Annotated in this window: 22 protein-coding genes; 11 read left to right on the top strand and 11 right to left on the bottom strand. The window is 66.2% G+C overall.

Annotated elements, in window-relative coordinates:
• Nucleotides 1-66 precede the first annotated feature (66 nt).
• Entirely contained in the window at nucleotides 67-909 is an 843-nt protein-coding gene (locus tag DVS29_RS06690; protein WP_118179622.1) for a SirB1 family protein, read from the bottom strand.
• 4 nt (nucleotides 910-913) lie between these two features.
• Complete coding sequence (gene murJ, locus DVS29_RS06695; RefSeq protein WP_118179623.1) at nucleotides 914-2,464, bottom strand: murein biosynthesis integral membrane protein MurJ; 1,551 nt, start codon at nucleotides 2,462-2,464, stop codon at nucleotides 914-916.
• 471 nt (nucleotides 2,465-2,935) lie between these two features.
• Between murJ and rpsT the strand changes: the two genes are divergently transcribed.
• Nucleotides 2,936-3,214, top strand: coding sequence for a 30S ribosomal protein S20 (gene rpsT / locus DVS29_RS06700; protein WP_118179624.1), 279 nt, complete (start codon nucleotides 2,936-2,938; stop codon nucleotides 3,212-3,214).
• A 165-nt stretch (nucleotides 3,215-3,379) separates the two neighbouring features.
• Here the strand turns inward: rpsT and DVS29_RS06705 are convergent, their stop codons facing one another.
• Nucleotides 3,380-3,721, bottom strand: coding sequence for a DUF3579 domain-containing protein (locus tag DVS29_RS06705; protein WP_118179625.1), 342 nt, complete (start codon nucleotides 3,719-3,721; stop codon nucleotides 3,380-3,382).
• Between the two features lie 466 nt (nucleotides 3,722-4,187).
• On the opposite strand from DVS29_RS06705, the gene argF reads away from it, so the two are divergent.
• Nucleotides 4,188-5,117 (top strand): ornithine carbamoyltransferase, encoded by a 930-nt coding sequence (gene argF, locus DVS29_RS06710; protein ID WP_118179626.1) that lies wholly within the window; start codon nucleotides 4,188-4,190, stop codon nucleotides 5,115-5,117.
• Between the two features lie 24 nt (nucleotides 5,118-5,141).
• On the opposite strand, the gene murB is transcribed toward argF, so the two are convergent.
• On the bottom strand, nucleotides 5,142-6,218 hold the full coding sequence (gene murB / locus DVS29_RS06715) for a UDP-N-acetylmuramate dehydrogenase (RefSeq protein ID WP_118179627.1): 1,077 nt from the start codon (nucleotides 6,216-6,218) through the stop codon (nucleotides 5,142-5,144).
• 155 nt (nucleotides 6,219-6,373) lie between these two features.
• Between murB and DVS29_RS06720 the strand changes: the two genes are divergently transcribed.
• On the top strand, nucleotides 6,374-6,859 hold the full coding sequence (locus DVS29_RS06720; protein WP_118179628.1) for a YajQ family cyclic di-GMP-binding protein: 486 nt from the start codon (nucleotides 6,374-6,376) through the stop codon (nucleotides 6,857-6,859).
• Nucleotides 6,860-6,955: 96 nt separating this feature from the next.
• Here DVS29_RS06720 and plsY read toward each other — a convergent pair whose 3' ends face one another.
• Nucleotides 6,956-7,603: a glycerol-3-phosphate 1-O-acyltransferase PlsY gene (gene plsY, locus DVS29_RS06725; RefSeq protein ID WP_118179629.1), complete on the bottom strand. Its 648-nt coding sequence runs from the start codon at nucleotides 7,601-7,603 to the stop codon at nucleotides 6,956-6,958.
• Nucleotides 7,604-7,812: 209 nt separating this feature from the next.
• Nucleotides 7,813-8,304, bottom strand: coding sequence for a Cys-tRNA(Pro) deacylase (gene ybaK / locus DVS29_RS06730; RefSeq protein ID WP_118179630.1), 492 nt, complete (start codon nucleotides 8,302-8,304; stop codon nucleotides 7,813-7,815).
• Nucleotides 8,305-8,459: 155 nt separating this feature from the next.
• On the opposite strand from ybaK, the gene DVS29_RS06735 reads away from it, so the two are divergent.
• Nucleotides 8,460-10,085 (top strand): class I adenylate-forming enzyme family protein, encoded by a 1,626-nt coding sequence (locus DVS29_RS06735; protein WP_118179631.1) that lies wholly within the window; start codon nucleotides 8,460-8,462, stop codon nucleotides 10,083-10,085.
• 33 nt (nucleotides 10,086-10,118) lie between these two features.
• Here DVS29_RS06735 and xerD read toward each other — a convergent pair whose 3' ends face one another.
• The 3 genes from xerD to queG form a co-directional block, all read right to left on the bottom strand.
• A complete protein-coding gene (gene xerD / locus DVS29_RS06740; protein WP_118179632.1) occupies nucleotides 10,119-11,066 on the bottom strand; it encodes a site-specific tyrosine recombinase XerD in 948 nt (315 codons plus the stop codon).
• Nucleotides 11,063-11,533 carry a methylated-DNA--[protein]-cysteine S-methyltransferase gene (locus DVS29_RS06745; protein WP_118179633.1) on the bottom strand — a complete coding sequence of 157 codons (471 nt, stop codon included), beginning with the start codon at nucleotides 11,531-11,533 and terminating at the stop codon, nucleotides 11,063-11,065. Before DVS29_RS06745 ends, xerD begins: the two co-directional genes overlap by 4 nt.
• 107 nt (nucleotides 11,534-11,640) lie before the next feature.
• Nucleotides 11,641-12,978, bottom strand: a complete 1,338-nt coding sequence (queG, locus tag DVS29_RS06750) for a tRNA epoxyqueuosine(34) reductase QueG (protein WP_118179634.1) — start codon at nucleotides 12,976-12,978, stop codon at nucleotides 11,641-11,643.
• Between the two features lie 17 nt (nucleotides 12,979-12,995).
• Between queG and tsaE the strand changes: the two genes are divergently transcribed.
• Both tsaE and DVS29_RS06760 read left to right on the top strand, forming a co-directional pair.
• Nucleotides 12,996-13,547 (top strand): tRNA (adenosine(37)-N6)-threonylcarbamoyltransferase complex ATPase subunit type 1 TsaE, encoded by a 552-nt coding sequence (gene tsaE / locus DVS29_RS06755; RefSeq protein WP_118179635.1) that lies wholly within the window; start codon nucleotides 12,996-12,998, stop codon nucleotides 13,545-13,547.
• Nucleotides 13,529-15,085 carry an N-acetylmuramoyl-L-alanine amidase gene (locus tag DVS29_RS06760; RefSeq protein ID WP_118179636.1) on the top strand — a complete coding sequence of 519 codons (1,557 nt, stop codon included), beginning with the start codon at nucleotides 13,529-13,531 and terminating at the stop codon, nucleotides 15,083-15,085. The genes tsaE and DVS29_RS06760 overlap by 19 nt, the downstream gene beginning before the upstream one ends.
• A gap of 45 nt (nucleotides 15,086-15,130) precedes the next feature.
• Here the strand turns inward: DVS29_RS06760 and DVS29_RS06765 are convergent, their stop codons facing one another.
• Nucleotides 15,131-16,015, bottom strand: coding sequence for an EamA family transporter (locus tag DVS29_RS06765; protein ID WP_118179637.1), 885 nt, complete (start codon nucleotides 16,013-16,015; stop codon nucleotides 15,131-15,133).
• Between the two features lie 229 nt (nucleotides 16,016-16,244).
• Here DVS29_RS06765 and DVS29_RS06770 point away from each other — a divergent pair, with 229 nt between their 5' ends.
• Both DVS29_RS06770 and trxA read left to right on the top strand, forming a co-directional pair.
• Nucleotides 16,245-17,126, top strand: coding sequence for a pirin family protein (locus DVS29_RS06770; RefSeq protein WP_118179638.1), 882 nt, complete (start codon nucleotides 16,245-16,247; stop codon nucleotides 17,124-17,126).
• Nucleotides 17,127-17,201: 75 nt separating this feature from the next.
• Nucleotides 17,202-18,050, top strand: coding sequence for a thioredoxin (trxA, locus tag DVS29_RS06775; RefSeq protein ID WP_118179639.1), 849 nt, complete (start codon nucleotides 17,202-17,204; stop codon nucleotides 18,048-18,050).
• Nucleotides 18,051-18,096: 46 nt separating this feature from the next.
• Here trxA and tcdA read toward each other — a convergent pair whose 3' ends face one another.
• On the bottom strand, nucleotides 18,097-19,017 hold the full coding sequence (tcdA, locus tag DVS29_RS06780) for a tRNA cyclic N6-threonylcarbamoyladenosine(37) synthase TcdA (protein ID WP_240655492.1): 921 nt from the start codon (nucleotides 19,015-19,017) through the stop codon (nucleotides 18,097-18,099).
• Between the two features lie 127 nt (nucleotides 19,018-19,144).
• Here tcdA and pdxH point away from each other — a divergent pair, with 127 nt between their 5' ends.
• From pdxH to DVS29_RS06795, 3 genes are all read left to right on the top strand, one after another.
• Complete coding sequence (gene pdxH, locus DVS29_RS06785; protein WP_118179641.1) at nucleotides 19,145-19,786, top strand: pyridoxamine 5'-phosphate oxidase; 642 nt, start codon at nucleotides 19,145-19,147, stop codon at nucleotides 19,784-19,786.
• A gap of 167 nt (nucleotides 19,787-19,953) precedes the next feature.
• The gene (locus DVS29_RS06790) at nucleotides 19,954-21,165 is read left to right on the top strand and encodes an SAM-dependent methyltransferase (RefSeq protein ID WP_118179642.1); all 1,212 of its coding nucleotides are present in this window, start codon (nucleotides 19,954-19,956) and stop codon (nucleotides 21,163-21,165) included.
• A 79-nt stretch (nucleotides 21,166-21,244) separates the two neighbouring features.
• Nucleotides 21,245-22,480, top strand: a complete 1,236-nt coding sequence (locus DVS29_RS06795) for a DUF72 domain-containing protein (RefSeq protein ID WP_118179643.1) — start codon at nucleotides 21,245-21,247, stop codon at nucleotides 22,478-22,480.
• Nucleotides 22,481-22,484: the final 4 nt, after the last annotated feature.

A 22,484-nucleotide genomic window follows, 5' to 3' on the forward strand; every position in this document is an offset into this window, starting at 1 on the left:
CGCCCGCAATGCACTCATCGTGCGTTGCGGGCGTTGTGTTTTGCGATTGATCTTTGCAGCGAGCGCTCAGTCGCGATCGTCGTGCTGCGTGCGTTGCCGCAGTTCGTGCAGCTGCGATTCGACGACGGTGGCATCGTCCGCATCCGGGCGATCGCCGAGGTACCGCTCGAGGTCTTCGAGCGCGGGACGCAGATAATCGAGCCGCGCATAGGCAAAGCCGCGGTCGCGTACTTCCTCGATGCTTTGGGGCAGCAGGATCACGAGCCGCTCCTGCACGGCGAGCAGCCGCTGCCAGCGTTCGGTCTGCAGATAGATGCTCTTCAGGTTGCCGAGCATCCGCGCGATGACCTCGCGCTGGGTGGCGGGCTGCAGCAGCATGCGCAGCGCGCGGCTGATCGAGTCGCCGGCGCTCGTGACGAACGGCTCCAGCATCTCGACCATCTCGGGTTCGGAGAGCGACTTGCCGTTGGTCGGATCGAGCATCACCTCGCCTTCGGGCGTGGTGACGCGCAGCAGGAAGTGCCCCGGAAACGACACGCCGCGCGCCGGAATGCCGACCTGCTCGGCCATTTCCAGATACAGCACCGCGAGCGAAATCGGAATGCCGCGGCGGCGCTTCAGCACGATGTTCAGGTGGCTGTTGTCCGGGTCGTAGTAGTCGTTCACGTTGCCCGCAAAACCGAGTTCGCGAAAAAAGAACCGGTTCATGATGCCGACCTTCTGCATCAGGTCGACCTCTTCGGGCATGCGGCGCTTCAGACGCACGACGAGTTCGTCGATCTCCGCCAGCGTTGCCTGCAGATCGACGTCGGGATAGGCGTCCTGCGCGAGCGACAGCGCCGTTTCGGTCAACGGCAGGCCGTCGTCTTCGGCAACGAGCGCGCTGAAATAGTCGAGAACCCGCGTCATCGCGTCACTTCACCCGTCTCTTGAAGTAGGTGTACTTGAACCCCATCAGCCACAGCATACCGAAATATAGCGCAGCAAACAGCACCAGACAGGCCGCGAGCAGCGCGATGCGCGCGAGCGGCTGGCTGTGCAGCCCGATCCAGTCAAAGCTCGTCGCGAACCAGTGCATCACACCTGCGAGCACGAGGCACGCGCCGCCGAGCTGGATCACGAATTTCGTCCATCCGGCCGAGGGCATGTAGATGCCGCGCTTGCGCAGCATCACGAACAGCAAGCTTGCATTGACGCACGATCCAAGCCCGATGCTGAGCGTGAGGCCCGCATGCGCGAAGATCGGCACGAAAATATAGTTGCAGATCTGCGTGACGATCAGCACGCCGACCGCGATCTTCACCGGCGTCTTGATGTCCTGCTTCGCGTAGAAACCCGGCGCGAGGATCTTGATCAGGATCAGGCCGATCAGCCCGACGCCGTACGCGGAGAGCGCGCGGCTCACCATCACGACGGCTTCGCCGGTGAAACGGCCGTAGTGGAACAGCGTCGCGGTGAGCGGCTCGGCGAAGAAGAACAGCGCGATCGCGCTCGGCGCCGCGAGCAGGAACGTGACGCGCAGCCCCCAGTCGAGCAGGCTCGAATACTCGTGCGGGTCCGCGTCGACGTGCGCGCGCGACAGGCTCGGCAGCAGGATCGTGCCGAGCGCGACACCGAGCAGCGCGGTGGGGAATTCCATCAGGCGATCGGCGTAGTTGATCCAAGACACCGCGCCCGGCCCGATGTGCGACGCGATGTTGGTGTTGATGATGAGGCTGATCTGCGCGACCGACACGGCGAACATCGACGGCACCATCTTCGCGAGCACGCGCTTCACGCCGCGATGCGCGAGCGCCCGCGCGGGGTCGAGACCGAAGCGCGGAATCATGTCGATCTTCTTCAGCGCGGGCAGCTGCACCGCGAACTGCAGCACGCCGCCCGCGATCACCGCCCACGCGAGCGCGAGCACCGGCTGCTTCACGTGCGGCGCGACGAACACCGCCGCGATGATGAACGCGACGTTCAGCAGCACCGGCGCGAACGCGGGCATCGAGAAGTTCTTGTACGTGTTGAGCACGCCCGACGCCAGCGACGTCAGCGAGATGAACACGATGTACGGGAACATGATGCGCGTCATGTGCACGGCGAGCGGGAACGCCTGGCCGTCGGAACGCAGCCCGCCGGCGATCACCCACACCACCCACGACGCGCCCGCGATGCCCAGCAGCGACAGCACGGCGAGCGCCCACGCGAGCACCGTGGAGGTGGCGTCGACGAGCGCCTTCGTGGCGTCGTGGCCCTGCTGGTTCTTGAATTCGGCGAGGATCGGCACGAACGCCTGCGAAAACGCGCCTTCGGCCGAAATGCGGCGCAGCAGGTTGGGAATGCGGAACGCGACGTAGAACGCGTCGGTGTATTGGCTGGCGCCGAACGCACGGGCGATCAGCGTCTCGCGGGCCAGTCCGGTCACGCGCGACAGCAGCGTGAAGCCGCTGACCGTCAGCAGGGCTCGGAATAGATTCATGGGGCGCTTATTATACGGGTGCCGAAGGTCCGGCGAATGCAGACTGGTGAAGCCCGTGTCGGACAGGATTCCGTCGCCGGCGTTCGAAATTTCCCGCCGGCGCTCAGCCGGCTCCGAACCGCTGCCCGACCCGCCGTTCAGCCCGCGGCCGGGCCCGCTTCCTGGCCCGCTTCCCGACAGCTTTGCCGGCCCGGCCCGCGGCGCACAACCGCATAGCAATTGCCACGTGCCTGATTTTGTTGCTATAATCGCCGGTTTCGAAGCTCACTCAAGCTCCGGATAGCCTTGAGCGCCGCTGGTTCAATGCCCGTTCATTGGCAAAATGAGCAGCAAAACCAGGCGGCATCGGCAGTTTCAGGCAGTCCAGATTGTTTGCGCCATCGGGCAATCGCTCCCGGCGGCTGGATCAAAAAGCAGCGCCCGCCCTTCTATCGTCGGGCTCTGGAAACAGGAACAGGATAAGGAACCTTCATGGCTAACACCGCACAAGCACGCAAGCGCGCACGTCAGGCCGCCAAGGCGAACTCGCATAACTCGGCGCTGCGCTCGAAGTACCGCACGGCTGTCAAGGCAGTTCGCAAGGCAATCGAAGCCGGCGACCACGCTCAAGCCGCTGAAATCTTCAAGGCATCGGCGAAGACGCTCGACATCATCGCCGACAAGAAAATCGTTCACAAGAACAAGGCTGCTCGCCATAAGAGCCGCCTCGCTGCGGCCATCAAGGGCCTCGCAGCACCGGCAGCGCAGTAAATCCGGTCGGCCCGCCACGGCGGGCTACCTCCTGTTTCCGCTGCAATCATTAAAGCCCGCTTCGGCGGGCTTTTTTGTTTTCCGCGGCGGGTTGTGGGGGAGCGCGGACGTAAAAAAACCCGCTCGCGGCGGGTATTGGCTGCTCGGATGGCTGTGGCGGACTGATCAGCGGGTCTTTTCCTGCTGCGCCAGGTGCGGGTGGTGAATCACCAGTTCGCACGCTTCGCTCACTACGAGGTCGTTGTCCTTCGCGAAGTTCATCACGAAGTCGAAAGCCATCGGCTCGATATCGCGCAGCCGGGAATCGAGAATCACGCAGCGCATGTTGCCGATCAGCGTGGGACGCACGTAGATCGAGTACTGCAGCCGCGCGTTCGGCCCTTTGGCCTTCGGACCGAAATTCGACATGACGCCTGCCAGCCGTTCCGACCAGTCGCTCGGCCGGAAGGTCTTGCCGGCTGACGTGATGCCCTGGATGAAGTATTCGGTTGGAGGAGTTTCGGCCATGTAGGAATACCTGTGTGACTGCGCGGCAAGAACCCGGCGCGGGTGCGCAAGACCTGCGTGAACCAGAGCGACGCGCGGTCCGTCTGCGCATCATGCACCTGCCGGATGACGCTTCGGCGCGCGGTCGCCGAATGGACGCCGCCGCATGGACCTCGGACCTCGCCCGGCCGCGACCGGAAGGCAAGTTCTGATGCGCTTCAGTCGGGCTTGAGAAAACTCCAAGATTATAGCGCAACCGGGCTTTTTCCGCACTGCACACAAAGCCCGCGCCGCCCTCGCCCGCCGCCGCCCGAGGCCCCGCCAGCCGTGCCTTCGCGTGGCGCGACAGCAGCGGCGCAAGCGGACTGCCAGCCCGCCGGGCTCGCTCGTCAAACGTGCCGAAATCCTTTATGCTGCGATGAGTTACCACAAACGACGGCGGCGCTGCCGGCCCTCCTGGCCGGGTAAGACCGCCGTATTTTGTTTTATGACCGCCAAAAACATCCGCCACTACCTGCAGTTCAAGGACTTCTCGCTGGACGACTACGACTACGTGCTCGAACGCGCGCGCATCCTGAAGCGCAAGTTCAAGAACTACGAGACGTACCATCCGCTGCACGATCGCACGCTCGCGATGATCTTCGAGAAAAACTCGACGCGTACGCGCCTGTCGTTCGAAGCGGGTATCTTCCAGCTCGGCGGGCATGCGGTGTTCATGAACACGCGCGACACGCAGCTCGGCCGCGGCGAGCCGATCGAAGACGCGGCGCAGGTCATCTCGCGCATGACCGACATCATCATGATCCGCACGTTCGGCCAGGACATCCTGCAGCGCTTCGCGGAGAACTCGCGCGTGCCGGTCATCAACGGTCTGACGAACGAGTATCACCCGTGCCAGGTGCTGGCCGACATCTTCACGTACTACGAGCATCGCGGGCCGATCCGCGGCAAGACAGTCGCGTGGGTCGGCGACGCGAACAACATGCTGTACACGTGGATCGAGGCCGCGCAGATCCTCGACTTCAAACTGCGCATCTCCACGCCGCCGGGCTACAAGCTCGACGACGCGATGGTGGCGCCGGAAAGCCGCGCGTTCATCGAGGAATTCGACGATCCGGACGAAGCCTGCAAGGGCGCGGATCTGGTCACGACGGACGTCTGGACGAGCATGGGCTTCGAGGCCGAAAACGAAGCCCGCAAGGCCGCGTTCGCCGACTGGTGCGTCGATGCCGACATGATGTCGCGCGCCAACGCCGACGCGCTCTTCATGCACTGCCTGCCCGCGCACCGCGGCGAGGAAGTGAGCGCCGAAGTGATCGACGGTCCGCAGAGCGTGGTGTGGGATGAAGCCGAAAACCGCCTGCACGTGCAGAAGGCACTGATGGAGTTCCTGCTGCTCGGCAGGCTCAATCACTAAGCGACTGAGCGGGAGCCGCGCGCCTCAACGGCAAACCGGCTCCGCTTCCAGTTCCACGCCGAATCGCGCCAGCACGTCGGCGCGAATCGCATCCGCCAGCTCCAGCACGTCGGCGCCGCTCGCGCCACCCCGGTTCACAAGTACCAGCGCCTGCCGCTCGTGCACGGCCGCCGCCCCCAGCGCGCGCCCCTTCCAGCCGCAACGATCGATCAACCAGCCTGCCGCCAGCTTTGCGCTGCCGTCGGCCTGCGGGTACGACACGACCTCCGGCTCGCGGGCTTTCAGCGCCGCGAACTGCGCTGCGTCGATCACCGGATTCTTGAAGAAGCTGCCCGCGTTGCCAAGTTCGAGCGGATCCGGCAGCTTCGCGCGCCGCACCGCCACGACCGCATCGAAGATCGCCTGCGCCGGCACGGCCGCGCCGGACGCACTGTCGATGCCGCGCGCGGCCAGCTCGCGCGCGATGTCCGCATAGTTGGCGCGCGGCGTCCAGGCTTTCGGCAACCTGAACGTCACCGACGTGATCACGAAGCGCTCGCGCCCTTCCCGTTTGAAGAAGCTGTCGCGATAGCCGAAGCGGCAGGCGGCGGCGTCGAGCTCGACCGCCTCGCCCGTGGCCAGCTCGATCGCGCGCAGCGACGCGAAGCGCTCGCACATCTCGAGGCCGTACGCGCCGATGTTCTGGATCGGCGCCGCACCGACGGTGCCCGGAATCAGCGCGAGATTTTCGAGCCCCGGCAGCCCTTGCGCGAGCGTCCACGCGACGAACTCATGCCAGTTCTCCCCGGCCGCCGCTTCCACATAGACCGCGTCGTCGTCCTCGCGCACGACGCGCCGGCCGCGCAGCGCGATCAGCAGCACGAGCGCATCGACGTCGCGTGTGAGCACGACGTTGCTGCCGCCGCCCAGCACGAACGGCGCGAGCCCCGCCACCCGCGGATCGCGGATGGCCGCAAGCAGCTGCCCTTCGCTTTCGATCCGGCAGGCGAGCCGCGCGTGCACGTCGAAACCGAAGGTGTTGTGTTCGCGCAGCGGATAGCGCTCGAGCAGCCGGATGGGCGCAGGATCGGACGAAACAGGCACAGCGGGCGCAGAAGACATGGAGGACATCAGGGACATCGGGGTTCGGGACGGCGGCGCGCTTGGGCAAAACGCGGGGGCGTCGGTAAAATGACAGCCGGTTCGTGATTATAGCGAGTGCGAAATGCGCGCCATCTCGGCCGCACCGTCACCGCCGCACAGATTGGGAGAATGCAATGCCATCGTTTGACGTCGTCTGCGAAGCCAACATGATCGAAGTCAAGAACGCGATCGAGCAGTCGAACAAGGAAATCTCGACGCGCTTCGACTTCAAGGGCTCCGATGCGCGGGTCGAGCAGAAGGAACGCGAACTGACCATGTTCGCCGACGACGACTTCAAGCTCGGCCAGGTCAAGGACGTGCTGCTGTCGAAGCTCGCGAAGCGCAATGTGGACGTGCGCTTTCTCGACTACGGCAAGATCGAGAAGATCGGCGGCGACAAGCTGAAGCAGCCGGTCACGGTGAAGAAGGGCGTTTCCGGCGACCTGGCGAAGAAGATCGTCAAGCTCGTGAAGGACAGCAAGATCAAGGTGCAGGCGAGCATTCAGGGCGACGCGGTGCGCGTGACCGGCGCCAAGCGCGACGATCTGCAAGGCGTGATCGCGATGCTGCGCAAGGACGTGACGGACACGCCGCTCGACTTCAACAATTTCCGCGACTGACTCTGGCAGCTGGCACGCGCGGCGCGCATGGCTGCATGCCGCGCGTCGCCGCTTACATGCGCGCTTCCCGCGCGCATTCCGATAAGCGCGCCACGCCTACTTCTGCGCCTTCCCGCCCGCCGCCGGCGTGCCTGCCACGCCCTTCTTCTTGTCGCCGATCCGGCTCTCCTGCCCCGCGAGCAGCTTCGAAATGTTTGCGCGGTGCCGCCAGATCAGCAGCACGCTCATCGCAACCACGGCCAGCGCGACGATGTTCGCGCCGAACAGGAACCCGTCGAACAGCGGCGCGAATACGGCCGCGACCAGCGCCGCCAGCGACGAGTAGCGGAAGAAGAACGCGATGATGAGCCACGTCAGCGCCGTCGCGATGCCCAGCACCGGGTTGATCGCGAGCAGCACGCCGGCCGCTGTCGCCACGCCCTTGCCGCCCTTGAAACGGAAGAAGATTGGGTACAGGTGGCCAAGGAACACGGCGATCGCGGCCAGCGCGATCGCGCCGTCACCCAGGCCGTAGTGCGGACCGAAATGGCTGGTGAGCCACACGGCGAGCCAGCCCTTGAACGCATCGCCGAGCAGCGTCAGGATCGCGGCGACCTTGTTGCCGCTGCGCAGCACGTTGGTCGCGCCGGGATTTTTCGAGCCATACGAACGCGGGTCGGCGAGGCCCATCGCGGCGCTCACGATCACTGCAAACGACACCGAGCCGATCAGATAGGCAACGACCGCGACGATCAGGTTTTCCATGCAGGGCACACTCTTGTACGGGTTTCGACAGTGATATTCGTCACGTCCGCGGGGCCAATGCCAGTGGACGCGACCCGCCGCGCATCATGCTGCGCCGGGCGGAACGGCGCACATTCTACCGAACCGACAGCCCGCGGCCGTACTGAGGTTTGTACGCACCGCGCGAGCGCACGCGGCGCAGCTCGGATCAAACTGGCATCAAACTCACATCAATCCACACTCGCGCACTGCACCGGCTTCGCGTCGAGCAGTTCGGTCAGCACACGCGGCGCGAGGCTCACGAGAAAGCCGCGCCGGCCGCCGTTCAGCCAGATTGTCTCGAGTTCGAGGATGCTGGCTTCGACGTACACCGGCATCGCCTTCTTCGTGCCGAACGGCGACGTGCCGCCGACGAGATACCCGGAATGCCGGTTCGCGACTTCCGGCTTGCACGGTTCGACGCGCTTCGCGCCGATCTGCCGCGCGAGGTTCTTCGTGGAGACGGTACGGTCGCCATGCATCAGCACGATCAACGGCTTCGCGTGCTCGTCTTCCATCACCAGCGTCTTGACGACGAGATGCTCGTCGACCCCCAGCTGCCGCGCCGATTCCTCAGTGCCGCCATGCTCGACGTAATCGTACGGATGCTCGCCGAACGGCACCTGATGGCGCCGCAGGAGTTGCGTCGCCGGGGTTTCGGATACGTGTCTGGATTTGCTCATCGGCGCATTGTAATGGCGGGTCAATGTGCCGGGTATCGGCCGAACGGTCGATTGTGCGTACTGTCTGGCTATGGCACGATCGTTCGCAACGTCACGTGCCGGTGCCGCGGTCGTAGCGCGCCACCAGCGTCCAGATGCAAAGGAGGCAGTACCTCATGAGCGGATCGAATCCATCTGTCGAGGCCGATCGTCGATTGGCCGCGCTCGATGTCGACGCGTTGCTCGCGGCTTTGCCGTCACGCATCGCCGACATCCCCGCGCGGCTCGCCGCGCACGACCCGCAGCACGTCGCGCTGATCGAAGACGCGCGCAGCCTCAGCAACGCGCAACTCGCGCAGGCGGTCGATGCCGCCGCAACGCGTCTGCGCGACTGGGGCGTGCGCGGCGGCGACCGCGTGATGATCGTCGCGGAGAACAGCGTCGCGCAGATCGTGCTGCTGTTCGCCGCGGCAAAGCTCGATGCGTGGGCGCTCGTGTCGAACGCGCGCCTGTCCGCCGCCGAACTCGACGCGATCCGCGCGCACGCGCAGCCGCGCGTGGTTGCGTTTACGACCGAAGCGTCGCCGGATGCCGCGCAGCATGCGGCACGACTGGGCGCACATCCCGCGCCCAACCTCGCGGAGGACATCGACATCGGCGCATGGTCATCGCTGCCCGACGAAACGGTCGCGGTCGAACCCGTCGAAGCGGACGGCGCCCGGCAATGCGCGGCGCTGATCTACACGACGGGCACGACGGGCGCGCCGAAAGGCGTGATGCTGTCGCACCGCAACCTGCTGTTTATCGCGGCCGTGTCGAGCACGCTGCGACAAGTGAGCAGCAACGACGTCGTCTATGCGGTGCTGCCGATCTCGCACGTGTATGGCCTCGCGTCGGTCTGTCTTGGCAGCCTGTATGCCGGCGCAACCTTGCGGCTCGCGCCGCGCTTCGCGCCCGAGGCGGTGCGGCGCGCGCTCGCCGACGAACGCGTGTCGATCTTCCAGGGCGTGCCCGCGATGCACGCGAAGCTGCTCGACCACCTGCACACGAAGGCGCTCGCGTGGTCCGCGCCGCATCTGCGCTTTGCCTATTCGGGCGGCTCGCCGCTCGATGCCGCGCTGAAAGCGCGCGTCGAACAGGCCTATGGCGTCGTGCTGCACAACGGCTACGGCATGACCGAAAGCAGTCCGACGATCGCGCAGACGATGCTCGACGCGCCTCGCGCCGACTGTTCGGTCGGCCAGGCGATTCCGGGCATCGAGGTGCGCTTCGTGGCGCCGGGCTATGGCGATGGCATCGACGCAGCCGACGTGCCCGACGGCGAGGTCGGCGAGCTATGGGTGCGCGGGCCGAACGTGATGCTCGGCTACTACCGGAACCCGGCGCAGACCCACGCCACCGTCACCGCGGACGGCTGGCTCAAGACCGGCGATCTCGGGCGCCGCGACGCGGACGGCGCACTGCATATCGTCGGGCGCAGCAAGGAGCTGATCATCCGCTCGGGCTTCAACGTGTATCCGGCCGAAGTCGAGCAGGTGCTGAACGCGCACCCGGACGTCGTTCAATCGGCGGTGATCGGTCGCGAAGTGGAAGGCAACGAGGAAGTGATCGCATTCGTCGAGCTTGCGGGTGCTGCGCGCGACTCGACGAAAGCAAGTGAGGCCAGCATCGACGCGCTGCACGCGTGGTGCCGCGAGCGGCTCGCGCCGTACAAACAGCCGGCTCAGATTCGCGCGCTTGCGGCGCTGCCGGCCGCGTCCACCGGCAAGATCCTCAAGCACCAGCTGCGCGCGATGATCTGAGCGAACCTGCGTGGACCCAAGGCCACTCAAAACCTAACCGCGCGGATGATGCACAGCGTGCAGCGACTTCAGACGTTCGCGCGCCACGTGCGTGTAGATCTGCGTCGTCGAGATGTCGGTATGGCCGAGCAGCAGCTGCACGACGCGCAGATCGGCGCCGTGGTTCAGCAGGTGCGTCGCGAACGCATGCCGCAGCGTATGCGGCGAGAGCGGCGCGCGAATTTCGGCCGCCAGCGCGTGACGCTTGATGATGTTCCAGAACTGCTGGCGCGTCATGCCTTCGGCGCGATTCGTCACGAACAGCGCGTCGCTGGCGCGTGCGCCGATCAGCGCGGGCCGCGCGTTGCGCAGATAGCGCTCGATCCAGCTGTGCGCTTCCTCGCCGAACGGAATCAGCCGCTCTTTCGAACCCTTGCCGAGCACGCGCACCACACCTTCGTTCAGGCCTACCTCGACCGTCTTCAACGTGACGAGTTCGGTGACGCGCAGCCCGCTCGCGTACATCAGTTCGAGCATCGTGCGGTCGCGCAGACCAAGCGGCGTGTCGACATCCGGCGCGCCGAGCAGCGCCTCGACCTGGGCTTCGGTCAGCGTCTTTGGAAAGCGCGGCGGCTGCTTCGCCGAGCGGATGCGCACGGTCGGGTCGGTGCTCGTGCGATGCTCGCGCACGGCCCACGCGTAGTAGCGCCGGAATACCGAGAGCCGCCGGTTCGCCGAGGTCGCGCGATCTTTCGCGCGCACGGCCGCGTAGGCGTTCAGGTCGGCTTCGCTCGCGGTATCGAGCGAGCCGTTGCGCTCGCTCGCGAGCCATTCGGCGAAGAGGCGCAGGTCGCGCCGGTATGCGTCGAGCGTGTTGCGCGACAGCCCATGTTCGAGCCACAGCGCGTCGCAGAACGCATCGATCGATGCGCCGCTCGCGAGATACAGCGGAGACGCGGCCAGTGCCTGCTGTCGTTCGTCCGTGTCGAGTACGGTGCTCATGCGTAGGTGGCGCCCTCGTGCGCGAGCAGCCAGCGTTTGACGTCGCGAAAGAAGCCGTCGCCGCCGGTGTGCGCGAAGCCGCCGATGCCGTTCGTCGCCACCACGCGATGGCATGGAATCACGAGCGGAAAGCGGTTCGAGCCGCACGCCTGCCCCACTGCGCGCGGTACGCTGCCAATATGCGCGGCCAGCTGGCCGTAGGTCCACACGATGCCCGGCGGAATTTCGCTGATGCCGCGCCACACGCGGCGCTGAAATGGCGTGCCTACCTCCGCGAGCGGCAGGTCGAAGCTTGCGGCCGGCTCGTCGAAATAGCGCACGATCTGCTCGACGACCCGCGCGGCAAACGGCGAATCCGGCGCGACCGCGCGCGTGATCTGCGGCAGGTAGATGACCTCGCGCAGCGCGACCCCATCCGTGCGAATGCCGACCTTACCGAACGGCGCATCGATCACGGCGTTGAACATGATTGCCTCCTTCTGCCGACGCATTTCAGGCGTCGCTCCAACCTGACGATTCTGCAAGCGAGTATGCCACCGCGTCGGGTAATGCGTTTGTCACCGCGTTTGCAACGCTAGGCGGCTTCGAGCGCCCACTGCACATGTTCGCGCACGAGCGGCGACGGATCGTCCGCACGCGCGCGCAGCGCCGCGACGATCGCATCGCGCGCGCCGACCGGCAGCGTGTCCGCATCGGCGCGCAGCGCGTTGCCCATCCCCACCGCGAGATTGCGCAGCCAGCACTCGTAGCCGATCCGGCGGATCGCGCTGCCCTGCATGCGCGTATCGAACTCGTCGGCGGTCCAGCCGAACAGGTCGACGAGCGTCGCGCGATCGAGTCCATGACGCACATCGAAATCGTCGACGGGTGCAGCCTGCGCGAACTTGTTCCACGGACACACGAGCTGGCAGTCGTCGCAGCCATACACACGATTACCGATCAGCGGCCGTAAATCCTGGGGAATACTGCCTTTCAGCTCGATCGTCAGGTACGAAATGCAGCGCCGCGCGTCGACGCGATACGGCTCGGTGATCGCGCCCGTCGGGCATGCGCCAAGGCAGCGCGAGCAGTTGCCGCAATGCGCACCGGGCGTTTCGGGCGCGGTGTCGGGCGAGCTTTCCGCATCCGTGGGCAACGGCAGATCGACGTAGATTTCGCCGAGAAAAAACAGCGAACCCGCGTCACGTTGCAGCAGCAACGTGTGCTTGCCGCGCCAGCCGATCCCTGCTTTCTGCGCGAGTTCGACCTCGAGCACCGGCGCCGAATCGGTGAAAACACGGTAGCCGTATGCGCCGATACGCGCCTCGATGCGGTCCGCGAGCTGCTGTAGACGCTGACGCATCACCTTGTGATAGTCCCGTCCGCGCGCGTAGATCGACACGACCGCGGCCGTCGGATCGGCGAGGCGGGACCACTCGTTCGCGCGCCACGTCGACGTATGCGTCGATGCATGCGCGGGTGCCGAACCCGCTTCCGCGCTGCTTTCGCGAGCCTTTCCGGCACTTGTCGAAACGAGCTCGGAAGAGGACGCCGCAACGGGTAAATAGGCCATGCGCGCAGTGATCACGCGTCGCGTTCCGGCCACAAGCTCGGCCGGTCTTGCGCGTTTCATCCCATGTTTGGCCATATAATCCATCTCGCCATGGCAGCCCGCTTCGAGCCACGCGGCGAGTCCTGCCTCGGCATGCGAGAGCTCGGTGTCGCTGATACCGACTGCACCGAAACCCAGCTCGCGACCCCACCTCCGGATGTCGCGCGCGAGTGCCTCCAGCGCCGCATCGTCGAGACGATCGACATCGCGGTCCGTACGCGAATCACGCGCGCCATGAGCCGAACCGGCGGAATCGTGCGTTTCGACGGATTCCACCGGCTCGGACGTGCCGGATACGGGCTGCTGCTGACATCGGTTCATCACGCCATTTTACGAGAATGCCCGCCACGTCCGAACTGCCGCTCGATTTCTCCGCACCCGTTCTGCTGGAGCGCCGCTTCGCGCTCGCGGACGAGGGCGAGACCGCGGCGTTCGGCGCGCGCTTCGCCGCCGCGATCGAAGCCGTGCGCGATGCGGTGCGAGGCACGCAGGCTCATTTTGCCGGCCTGCAGGTGCAGTTGACCGGCGATCTCGGCGCGGGCAAAACCACGCTCGTGCGTGCCACGCTGCGCGGTCTCGGCCATACCGGACGCGTGCGCAGTCCCACCTACACACTCGTCGAGCCGTACGCCATCGAGCGGCCCGGCGGGGAACTCCAGCTCTATCACTTCGATCTTTACCGTTTCAGCGATCCCGCCGAATGGGCGGACGCCGGCTTTCGCGAGTACTTCGACAGCGGCGCGGTATGCCTCGTCGAATGGCCGCAACAGGCTGGCGGTCTGCTCGGTGTGCCGGATCTGGTGTTTGCGCTCGAGGTCGACGGCGACGGCCGTCAGCTCGCGGCCCGGGCGTTCAGCGAATCAGGAAAGGCATGTCTCGAAAGATGTTGATCAAACCGTTCCGCTCGATCGAATCGGCGGCCACGGCGACGCACAACTGGCGCCGCCGGCAGATCCTGCGGGCCGGCGCGTCGACGCTGATACTCGGCCTAGTGGCCCCGCGGCTCGCGTGGGCGTCGTCGGTGCTCGGCGTGCGCGTGTGGCCCGCGCGCGACTACACGCGCGTCACGATCGAATCCGATCAGCCGCTGCAGACCACGCAGCAGATGCTGCAGGGACCGGACCGGCTGGTGGTCGACCTGAACGGCCTCGATCTCGACGACGAACTGAAAGACCTCGTGTCGAAGATCACGCCGAACGATCCGCAGATCCGCGCGGTACGCGTCGGCCAGTATCAGCCGCACGTGGTGCGGATGGTGTTCGACCTGAAGGGCTCAGTGAAGCCGCAGGTGTTCACGCTCGAACCGGTCGGCTCCTATCGCTACCGGCTCGTGTTCGACCTGTATCCGGCCGTCGCGCCCGATCCGCTGATGGACCTGCTCGCGCAGACCGAGCGCAAGGAACAGAAGCTCAACGAAAGCAACTCGCCGCCGGCCACGCTGGCGGGCCCCACCACGCCGCCCGCCACCGGCGACAACAGCGAAGCGTTTTTCCAGCACTACGCGCAGAACGACACGTCGTCGCCCACCGACACCGTGCCGCATCCGCCCACCGCCGCACAGCACGCGCTGCCGCCGATCGCGGGCGCACCAACGCACGCGCCGGGCACGAAACCGTCCGCTCCGCCCACCGAACTCGCGCACAACGAGGACCACGACGACGATCAATCGCCCGACGCGTACAAGTTCACCACGCCGCGCGGCAAGGGCAACGGTACGGTGCGCCTGCTCACGGTCGCGGTCGACCCAGGCCACGGCGGTGAAGATCCGGGCGCGATCGGCAGCGCGGGCACGTACGAGAAGCACGTCGCGCTGGATATCGCAAAGCGTCTGCGCTCGAAGATCGACGCGCAGCCGAACATGCGCGCGATGATGACGCGCGACGACGACTTCTTCGTGCCGCTCAACGTGCGCGTGCAGAAGGCGCGCCGCGTCGGCGCGGACCTGTTCGTGTCGGTGCACGCGGACGCGTTCACCACGCCGCTTGCGCACGGTTCGTCGGTGTTCGCGCTGTCCGAGCACGGCGCGTCGAGCGCGGCCGCGGCATGGATGGCGAACAAGGAGAACTCGTCGGACGAGATCGGCGGGATCAACATCAAGTCCGCCGATGCATCGGTGAACCGCGCGCTGTGGGACATGTCCACGACCGCGCAGATCCGCGACTCGATGCGCTACGGCAACTTCGTGCTGAAGGAGATCGGCGGTATCAATCACCTGCACAAGGGCTCGGTCGAACAGGCCGGCTTCGCGGTGCTGAAGGCGCCGGACATTCCGTCGATCCTCGTCGAGACCGCGTTCATCAGCAACCCCGACGAAGAAAAGCGCCTGAACGACGATACGTATCGCGACCAGATGGCCGACGCGATCCTGAAGGGCATCAAGCGGTATTTCGCTGCGAACCCGCCGCTCGCGAAAAACCGCACAGTGTGAGGTAACGCGCTACGCGTGCCACGCGCGCGAGGCGCACTACGTGTGTTAAGCGCGCTGGGCGCCGAACCGCTCGCGCACCCAGCCGCCGAACACGTTCACGACGAGCCCCGCCATCACCAGCACCGCGCCGCCCACCTGGGCGGCCGACAGCTGCTCGCCGAGCAGCAGCGATGCCGACGCAAGCCCGACGATCGGCACCAGCAGCGAAAACGGCGCCACCTGGCTGGCCGGATAGCGCGACAGCAGCCGGCTCCACAAGATGTAGCCGAGCAGCGTCGCGACGAACGCCAGATAGACCACCGCGAATACCGACATCGCGCCGATGCCCGACAGCGCGGTCACGATACGCTGCGGTCCTTCAAACCAGTACGACAGCAGCAGGAACGGCACCGGCGGAATCAGGCTGCCCCACACGACGAGCGCCACCAGGTCGACCTTGCCGACCTTCTTCGTGACGATATTGCCGAGCGCCCACGAAACGGCCGCACACAGCGTCAGCAGGAAGCCCGCGAGCGTCATCGAATGGCCGCCCTGCAGGCCGATCACCGCGAGCCCGGCCGCCGCGATCAGCAGGCCCACGACGTTCTGCGCGCGAAACCGCTCGTGCAGGAACATCGCCGCGAAGATCAGCGTGAAGAACGCCTGCGCCTGCAGCACCAGCGAAGCCAGGCCCGCCGGCATGCCGACGTACATCGCCGAGAACAGGAACGCGAACTGGCCGAACGAAATGGTCGCGCCGTACGCGAACAGCAGACGCAGCGGCAGTTTCGGACGCCGGACGAAGAACACCGCCGGGAACGCGGCGAGCAGGAACCGCAGCGCGCCGAGCAGCATCGGCGGCACGCCGTGCAGACCCACCTTGATCACGACGAAATTCACGCCCCACGCCACCACGACGACGAGCGCGAGCAACAGGTCCTTCGGCGACATCCCCGATCTCCTCGATACGCATCCACATCCACGGTTCGATGTGTCCGCAGGAGTGTAGCGGAGACTTCATCGCGCTGGCCGCGCGCAGCTCGTAGACACGGCGCCGCAACCCGGAAAACCGCAAGGCCGGACAATCGGCGCGCGTCGTCGTGCCCCGCCGCATGTTCTGCGCCCCTCCTGTGCAGCCAGTAGAATGACCGCTTGACCCGCACGGACCGCCAGGCCACCCATGACATCCCCGATCAAGACGACCTTGAAGCCCCATCTGCGCGACATCGGCAATCTGACCGTGCGGCGCGTATTGCCGGCGCTGGCCGCACGGCTCGTCGGGCCGTTCATCTTCTTCGACCACATGGGGCCGGCTACCTTCGCGCCGGGCACCGGGCTCGATGTGCGTCCGCATCCGCATATCGGGCTCGCCACCGTCACCTATCTGTTCGACGGCGCGATGATGCATCGCGACAGCCTCGGCTCCGAGCAGAAGATCGTTCCCGGCGACGTGAACTGGATGACCGCGGGCCGCGGCATCGTGCACTCGGAACGCACGCCGGACGCGGAGCGCGCGGCGGGCATCACGATGCACGGCATCCAGACCTGGGTCGCGCTGCCGCTCGATCACGAGGAAGTGGAACCGGCGTTCGAACATCACGCGGCCGCGACGCTGCCCGAGGTGGAACGCAACGGCGTCACGCTGCGGGTGATCGCGGGCACCGCGTTCGGCGTCGAATCGCCGGTCACGACGTTCTCGGGCACGCTGTACGTCGCGGCGCATTTCTCGCCGGGCAGCGCGTTCGCGCTCGAACCCGAGCACGAGGAACGCGGCGTGTATCTGGTGGACGGCGATCTCGCGATCGACGGCCAGCCGCTCGAAGCCGGGCAGATGGCGGTGCTCGCCGAGAGCGAGACGGTCACGCTCGAAAGCACGCAGGGCGCGACGGTGATGCTGGTCGGCGGCGAACGGCTGGATGGCGAGCGCTTCATCGAATGGAATTTCGTGTCGAGTTCGCGCGAACGCATCGAGACCGCCAAAACCGCCTGGGCGAACCAGGAAATGGGTAAGGTGCCAGGCGAAACGGAATGGATTCCGCTGCCCGAGCACAAGCCTCGCTGAACGCGCGCTCCCGGTGCGTTGAACCCGCGCCGCTCGCCCCCATCTATCTGACACGGATTTCTCACGAGGACTGCAATGGATACGACTCTCGCCACTTTCGAACAGGACGTGATCGTCGCTTCGACGCTCGCGCCGGTGCTGGTCGACTTCTGGGCGCCGTGGTGCGGCCCCTGCAAGACGCTCGGCCCGCTGCTCGAAAAGCTGGAGGCCGATTACGCGGGCAAGTGGAAGCTCGTGAAGGTCAATGTGGACGAAAACCAGGAGCTGGCCGCGCACTTCCAGGTGCGCAGCATCCCGCACGTGGTCGCGTTCGCGGACGGCCGGCCGGTGGACCAGTTCATCGGCGTGCTGCCGGAAGGCCAGTTGCGCGCGTTCCTCGACCGGCTCGTGCCGGACGGCGCGGATTCCGCGCGTATTGCCGCGCAGGCCGCGATCGCCGAAGGCCGCCGCGAGGAAGCGTACAACCACCTGAGAGAAGCGCTGGCCTACGACCCCGGCTACGACGACGCGCGCCTCGACCTGATCGAGCTGCTGCTGGTGGACAACCGGATCGACGAAGCGCGCAACGAGGTCGACCTGCTATCGCCGAAAACCACGCAAGGTATCGACGCCCGCTTCAACGCGATCAAGACACGGCTCGATGCGCTCGACGCCGCCGCGGACCTGCCGCCCACGGATGCGCTCGAATCGAAAGTCGCCGCGGATCCGCAGGACCTCGAAGCGCGTTTCGATCTGGCGAGCGCGCTGATCGCCCGCCGCAAGTACGACGGCGCGCTGGAGCATCTGCTGGCCATCGTGCTGCAGGACCGCACGTTCCGCGAGGATATCGGCCGCAAGACGATGCTGTCGGTGTTCGATCTGGCCGCGCATCAGCCGGAGCTGGTCGCCAGGTGGCGACGCAAGCTCAGCGCGGCGCTGAACTGAAGTACGTGACGCGGCGTGCGCCGATCACACGCCGCTAACGCCGCATTCACGCCTGGCGCCGCGGCGCCGCCCCCGCGCCCCGCGCAATCGCCCGCAGCACGAAGGCCGTGGCCGCGAATCCGAAGCTCGCGGTCACGCACACGCTCGAACCGAAGCCCGCGCAGTTCAACCCCACCGGCCCCGCATGTCCGGGCGACGTTTCGACGTGCCCGGCCACCTCGTCGATGTCGCACACGGCCGCTTCCGGGTAGATCAGCGGCTCGTCCGAATACACCGCGCTCACCTTGAACTTCGCTTTCGGCCCGCGCGGAAAGCCGTGTTGCTTGCGCAACTGCTGGCGCACTTTCGACAGCAGCGGGTCCTGGATGGTCAGCGCGAGGTCGTCGATGCGGATGCGCGTGGGGTCCAGCTGGCCGCCCGCGCCGCCCACCGTGATCAGCGGCCGGCCGCGCTCCACGCACCAGGCGATCAGCGCGGTCTTGGTCCGCACGCTATCGATTGCGTCGACCACGAAGTTGTAAGGGCCGCCGAGCAGCGCATCGAAATTGCCGGGCTCGATGAAATCTTCGACGCAGCGAACGTCGCACTCCGGATTGATCTGGCGGATCCGCTCGGCCATCGCGTCGACCTTCGGCTTGCCGTAGTTGCCGTCGAGCGCGTGCACCTGGCGGTTCGTGTTGCTCTCCGCCACGTTGTCGAGGTCGATCAGCGTGAGCGCGCCGATCCCGCTGCGCGCGAGCGCTTCCGCCGCCCACGACCCCACGCCGCCGATCCCGATGACGACCACATGCGCGCGTTCGAACGCGTCGAGCGCGGGCTGCCCGTACAGCCGCGCGATGCCGCCGAAGCGCCGCGCGCGGTCGGGTACGTCGTGCCCGTGCTGCGTTGCGGCGGCGTCGGCGTGACTGGCGGTGCTGGTAGTAAGATCGGACTGCTGCATAGGGGCAAGCGCAAGGTGCGAGGTCATGGACCGATATTTTGCCCGAACGCGCGCCGCCGCGTGGCGCGCCCGGGCCGGTTCGTGCCGCCTTGCCGCACGCAGAAAAATCATTCCTTCGCTATACTCGGTTCAACTGAAGCGTTCGCATAAGAACATGGCCACCCTCGCAGAACTCCGGAGAAACTACGCGTTGAACTCACTCGACGAGTCCGACGCCGAACGCGATCCGATCAGACAATTCCAGCGATGGTTCGCCGAGGCGCTCGACGCGAAGCTCCCCGAACCGAACGCGATGACGCTCGCGACGGTCGACCCGAACGGCCGGCCCGCGGCCCGGATTGTGCTCATCAAGGGCGTAGACGAGCGCGGGTTCGTGTTTTTCACCAACTACGAAAGCCGTAAGGGCCACGAACTTGCCGCCAATCCGTACGCCAGCCTGCTGTTTCACTGGATCGAACTCGAACGCCAGGTGCGCATCGAGGGCACGGTCGTGAAGACCAGCGCGGAAGAGAGCGACACGTATTTCCAGTCGCGCCCGCTCGGTTCGCGGATCGGCGCCTGGGCGTCCGACCAGAGCCAGGTGATCCCGAATCGCGCAGTGCTCGAAGCCCGCGAGCGTGAAGTCACCGCTCAGTACGGCGAGCACCCGCCGCGGCCGCCGCACTGGGGCGGCTACCGCCTGGTGCCGGACACGATCGAGTTCTGGCAAGGGCGGCCGTCACGGCTGCACGACCGGCTGCGCTACGCGAAAGACGACGACGCGGGCGCGTGGCGGATCGCGCGGCTGGCACCCTGACAGACCGGGTTCGCAACCCGCGAGGCCGGCACGAACTACGGTGCCGGCCCATTGCGTATGCGAGCCCAAACGCGGGACCATAGGACACCGGTACACATCGGTCGGCATCGTGGCGCGTGCGTAGTCATTGGCTTTGCTTTGTATTTCATCGGACACGGAGAAATCACATGTTCTGGGAGAAAAAGCTGGCGCAGTGGGTAGACGAGGTCAAATCGCGGGCGAACCTGCCGGCCCGCCTCGTGTTATGGGACGGACAGCAGCACGACTTCGGCACGTTCGCGACGCCGCAGGTCACGCTGAAGGTCAATACGGCGGCCGCGCTGCCGCTGCTGCTCGAGCCGAGTCTCGACAACCTTGGCGAAGCCTACGTCAAGGGCAAGATCGACATCGAAGGCAAGCTGACCGACATCATCAACATCAGCTACTCGCTCGCGCGCAACACGGTGACGAGCGCGGGCAAGCTGGCGCGGGTGCGGCGCTACTTCAATCACTCGAAGACGTCGGACAAAAAGGCCATCCAGTATCACTACGACGTCTCGAACGAGTTCTACAAGCTGTGGCTCGACGAGAACATGGTCTACTCGTGCGCGTACTTCGAGGACGGTGACGAAGACATCGACACCGCGCAGCTGAAGAAGATCGATCACATCCTCACGAAGATCCAGGTTCAACCCGGCCACCGCCTGCTCGACATCGGCTGCGGCTGGGGCGCGCTCGTGCTGCGCGCGGCGCAGAAGTTCGGCGCGCAGTGCGTCGGCGTGACGCTGTCGCAGAACCAGTTCGATCTCGCGACGCAGCGCGTGCGGGACGCGGGCCTGGAAGGCCAGATCGAGATCCGGCTGCAGGATTACCGCGACCTCGACGGTCGGTTCGATCGCATCACGAGCGTCGGCATGTTCGAGCACGTCGGCCGCAAGAACCTGCCGGGCTACTTCCAGAAGATGCACGATCTGCTCGAAGACCACGGCATCGCGATGAATCACGGCATCACGTCGTCGGACTTCGACAGCGGCGAGACGGCGCTCGGCGGCGGCGAGTTCATCGACCGCTACGTGTTCCCGGACGGCGAGCTGCCGCACATCAGCCTCGCGCTCGAATCGATGCAGCGCGGCGGGCTCGAGCCGATTGACGTCGAAAGCCTGCGTCGGCACTATGCGCACACGCTCAACATCTGGGCGGACCGCTTCGAGGCGCACGCCGAAGAAGCGCGGAAGCTCGTCGACGACGAGAAGTTCCGGATCTGGCGCGTGTACCTGGCGGGCTGCGCGTACGCGTTCGAGAACGACGACGTGTCGATCTTCCAGGTGGTCTGCCGCAGGGCGGGCCAGAGCGCGACGACGCTGCCCTGGTCGCGGCGCTATATGTACGATAAAAAGTGATGCGGGTGACGTAGCTGGCGGGCCCTTCCGGCGTGCCGCCGGCGGGCCAGCGCGCATTGAAGGACACGGCACGGAATCGATGGAAGGCGGCGAAGCAAACCCGAACGATCACCCCGACGAGACGCTCGACAGCTCGAGCGAAGCGGAGGCCGAACAGTTCGATCTGTTCGGTATGCCGGTTGCCGAGCCGCGGGCCAAGCCCACTTCTACGTCCACGTCAGCAGCGCCCGGCGCAAATCAACCCACGCCACAACCCGCACCGCGGCGCCGCGGCCGTGGCGTGCTGCCGGCACAGCCCTCTGAAGCAACACTGCGTATCGCGGCCGCGCTGCCGCGGCAGATTCACGTCGGCACGTCGACGTGGTCGTTTCCAGGCTGGCGCGACATCGTCTACGGCGACGACTACAGCGACAGCAAACTCTCCCGCGAAGGCCTGACCGCGTACGGCGCACACCCGCTGCTGCGCACGGTGAGCATCGACCGCTCGTTCTACGCGCCGCTCCCGGTGGCCGACTACGCGCGCTACGCGCAGCAGGTGCCGGCGCATTTCCGCTTCATCGTGAAAGGACCGTCGTCGGTCACTGACGCGACGGTGCGGGCCGCGCGCGGCGAACCCGTCGCGGACAACCCGTGCTTCCTGAACGCGCAGATCGCAACCGAAGAATTCGTGCGCCCGTGCATCGACGGTCTTGGCGCGAAGGCCGGCGCGCTGGTATTCCAGTTCTCGCCGCTGCCCGATACGATCCTCGCGGACCCCGCGGGCTTCGCCGCGCGGCTCGCCGAATTCTTCGCGGCATTGCCGGATCTGCCGGCAGGCACCTGTTACGCCGTCGAGATCCGCGACGCCTGTCTGTTGACGCCACGTTTCGTGCGCATGCTGCGCGCGGCGAACGTGCGTTACTGCGTCGGCGTACATGCGCGAATGCCCGACACGCTGCGCCAGGCGGCCGCGCTCGCGCTGATGGATGGGGAACCCGCCGGACCGCTGATCGTGCGCTGGAGCCTGCACAGCGGCTTCAAGTACGAGCAGGCGAAAGCGAAGTACGAGCCGTTCAACCAGATCGTCGACGAGGACCTGGCCACGCGCGAAGCGCTGGCCGAGCTGGCGGTGCGCTATGCGATCGCGGGTCAGCCGGTGCTGATCGCGGTCAACAACAAGGCGGAAGGCTCGGCGCCGCTGACGTGCGCCGGACTCGCGACGGCGATCGTGGATGCGTGGGAACGCGTGAAGGCGGAACGCGAAGCGGCCGGTGAAGACACAGCGTCACCCACCCGTGCCGACGACGGCAACACCGAGCCGCAACCGCCCGCCTGACAGC

Origin of the sequence: Paraburkholderia phosphatilytica (genome assembly GCF_003443895.1) — a bacterium.
Taxonomy (GTDB): Bacteria; Pseudomonadota; Gammaproteobacteria; order Burkholderiales; family Burkholderiaceae; genus Paraburkholderia; species Paraburkholderia phosphatilytica.

Coding starts and splice junctions, on each gene's coding strand:
- DVS29_RS06690 (WP_118179622.1), bottom strand. CDS start 909: ATGACGCGGGTTCTCGACTATTTCAGCGCGCTCGTTGCCGAAGACGAC.
- murJ (WP_118179623.1), bottom strand. CDS start 2,464: ATGAATCTATTCCGAGCCCTGCTGACGGTCAGCGGCTTCACGCTGCTG.
- rpsT (WP_118179624.1), top strand. CDS start 2,936: ATGGCTAACACCGCACAAGCACGCAAGCGCGCACGTCAGGCCGCCAAG.
- DVS29_RS06705 (WP_118179625.1), bottom strand. CDS start 3,721: ATGGCCGAAACTCCTCCAACCGAATACTTCATCCAGGGCATCACGTCA.
- argF (WP_118179626.1), top strand. CDS start 4,188: ATGACCGCCAAAAACATCCGCCACTACCTGCAGTTCAAGGACTTCTCG.
- murB (WP_118179627.1), bottom strand. CDS start 6,218: ATGTCTTCTGCGCCCGCTGTGCCTGTTTCGTCCGATCCTGCGCCCATC.
- DVS29_RS06720 (WP_118179628.1), top strand. CDS start 6,374: ATGCCATCGTTTGACGTCGTCTGCGAAGCCAACATGATCGAAGTCAAG.
- plsY (WP_118179629.1), bottom strand. CDS start 7,603: ATGGAAAACCTGATCGTCGCGGTCGTTGCCTATCTGATCGGCTCGGTG.
- ybaK (WP_118179630.1), bottom strand. CDS start 8,304: ATGAGCAAATCCAGACACGTATCCGAAACCCCGGCGACGCAACTCCTG.
- DVS29_RS06735 (WP_118179631.1), top strand. CDS start 8,460: ATGAGCGGATCGAATCCATCTGTCGAGGCCGATCGTCGATTGGCCGCG.
- xerD (WP_118179632.1), bottom strand. CDS start 11,066: ATGAGCACCGTACTCGACACGGACGAACGACAGCAGGCACTGGCCGCG.
- DVS29_RS06745 (WP_118179633.1), bottom strand. CDS start 11,533: ATGTTCAACGCCGTGATCGATGCGCCGTTCGGTAAGGTCGGCATTCGC.
- queG (WP_118179634.1), bottom strand. CDS start 12,978: ATGAACCGATGTCAGCAGCAGCCCGTATCCGGCACGTCCGAGCCGGTG.
- tsaE (WP_118179635.1), top strand. CDS start 12,996: ATGCCCGCCACGTCCGAACTGCCGCTCGATTTCTCCGCACCCGTTCTG.
- DVS29_RS06760 (WP_118179636.1), top strand. CDS start 13,529: ATGTCTCGAAAGATGTTGATCAAACCGTTCCGCTCGATCGAATCGGCG.
- DVS29_RS06765 (WP_118179637.1), bottom strand. CDS start 16,015: ATGTCGCCGAAGGACCTGTTGCTCGCGCTCGTCGTCGTGGTGGCGTGG.
- DVS29_RS06770 (WP_118179638.1), top strand. CDS start 16,245: ATGACATCCCCGATCAAGACGACCTTGAAGCCCCATCTGCGCGACATC.
- trxA (WP_118179639.1), top strand. CDS start 17,202: ATGGATACGACTCTCGCCACTTTCGAACAGGACGTGATCGTCGCTTCG.
- tcdA (WP_240655492.1), bottom strand. CDS start 19,017: ATGACCTCGCACCTTGCGCTTGCCCCTATGCAGCAGTCCGATCTTACT.
- pdxH (WP_118179641.1), top strand. CDS start 19,145: ATGGCCACCCTCGCAGAACTCCGGAGAAACTACGCGTTGAACTCACTC.
- DVS29_RS06790 (WP_118179642.1), top strand. CDS start 19,954: ATGTTCTGGGAGAAAAAGCTGGCGCAGTGGGTAGACGAGGTCAAATCG.
- DVS29_RS06795 (WP_118179643.1), top strand. CDS start 21,245: ATGGAAGGCGGCGAAGCAAACCCGAACGATCACCCCGACGAGACGCTC.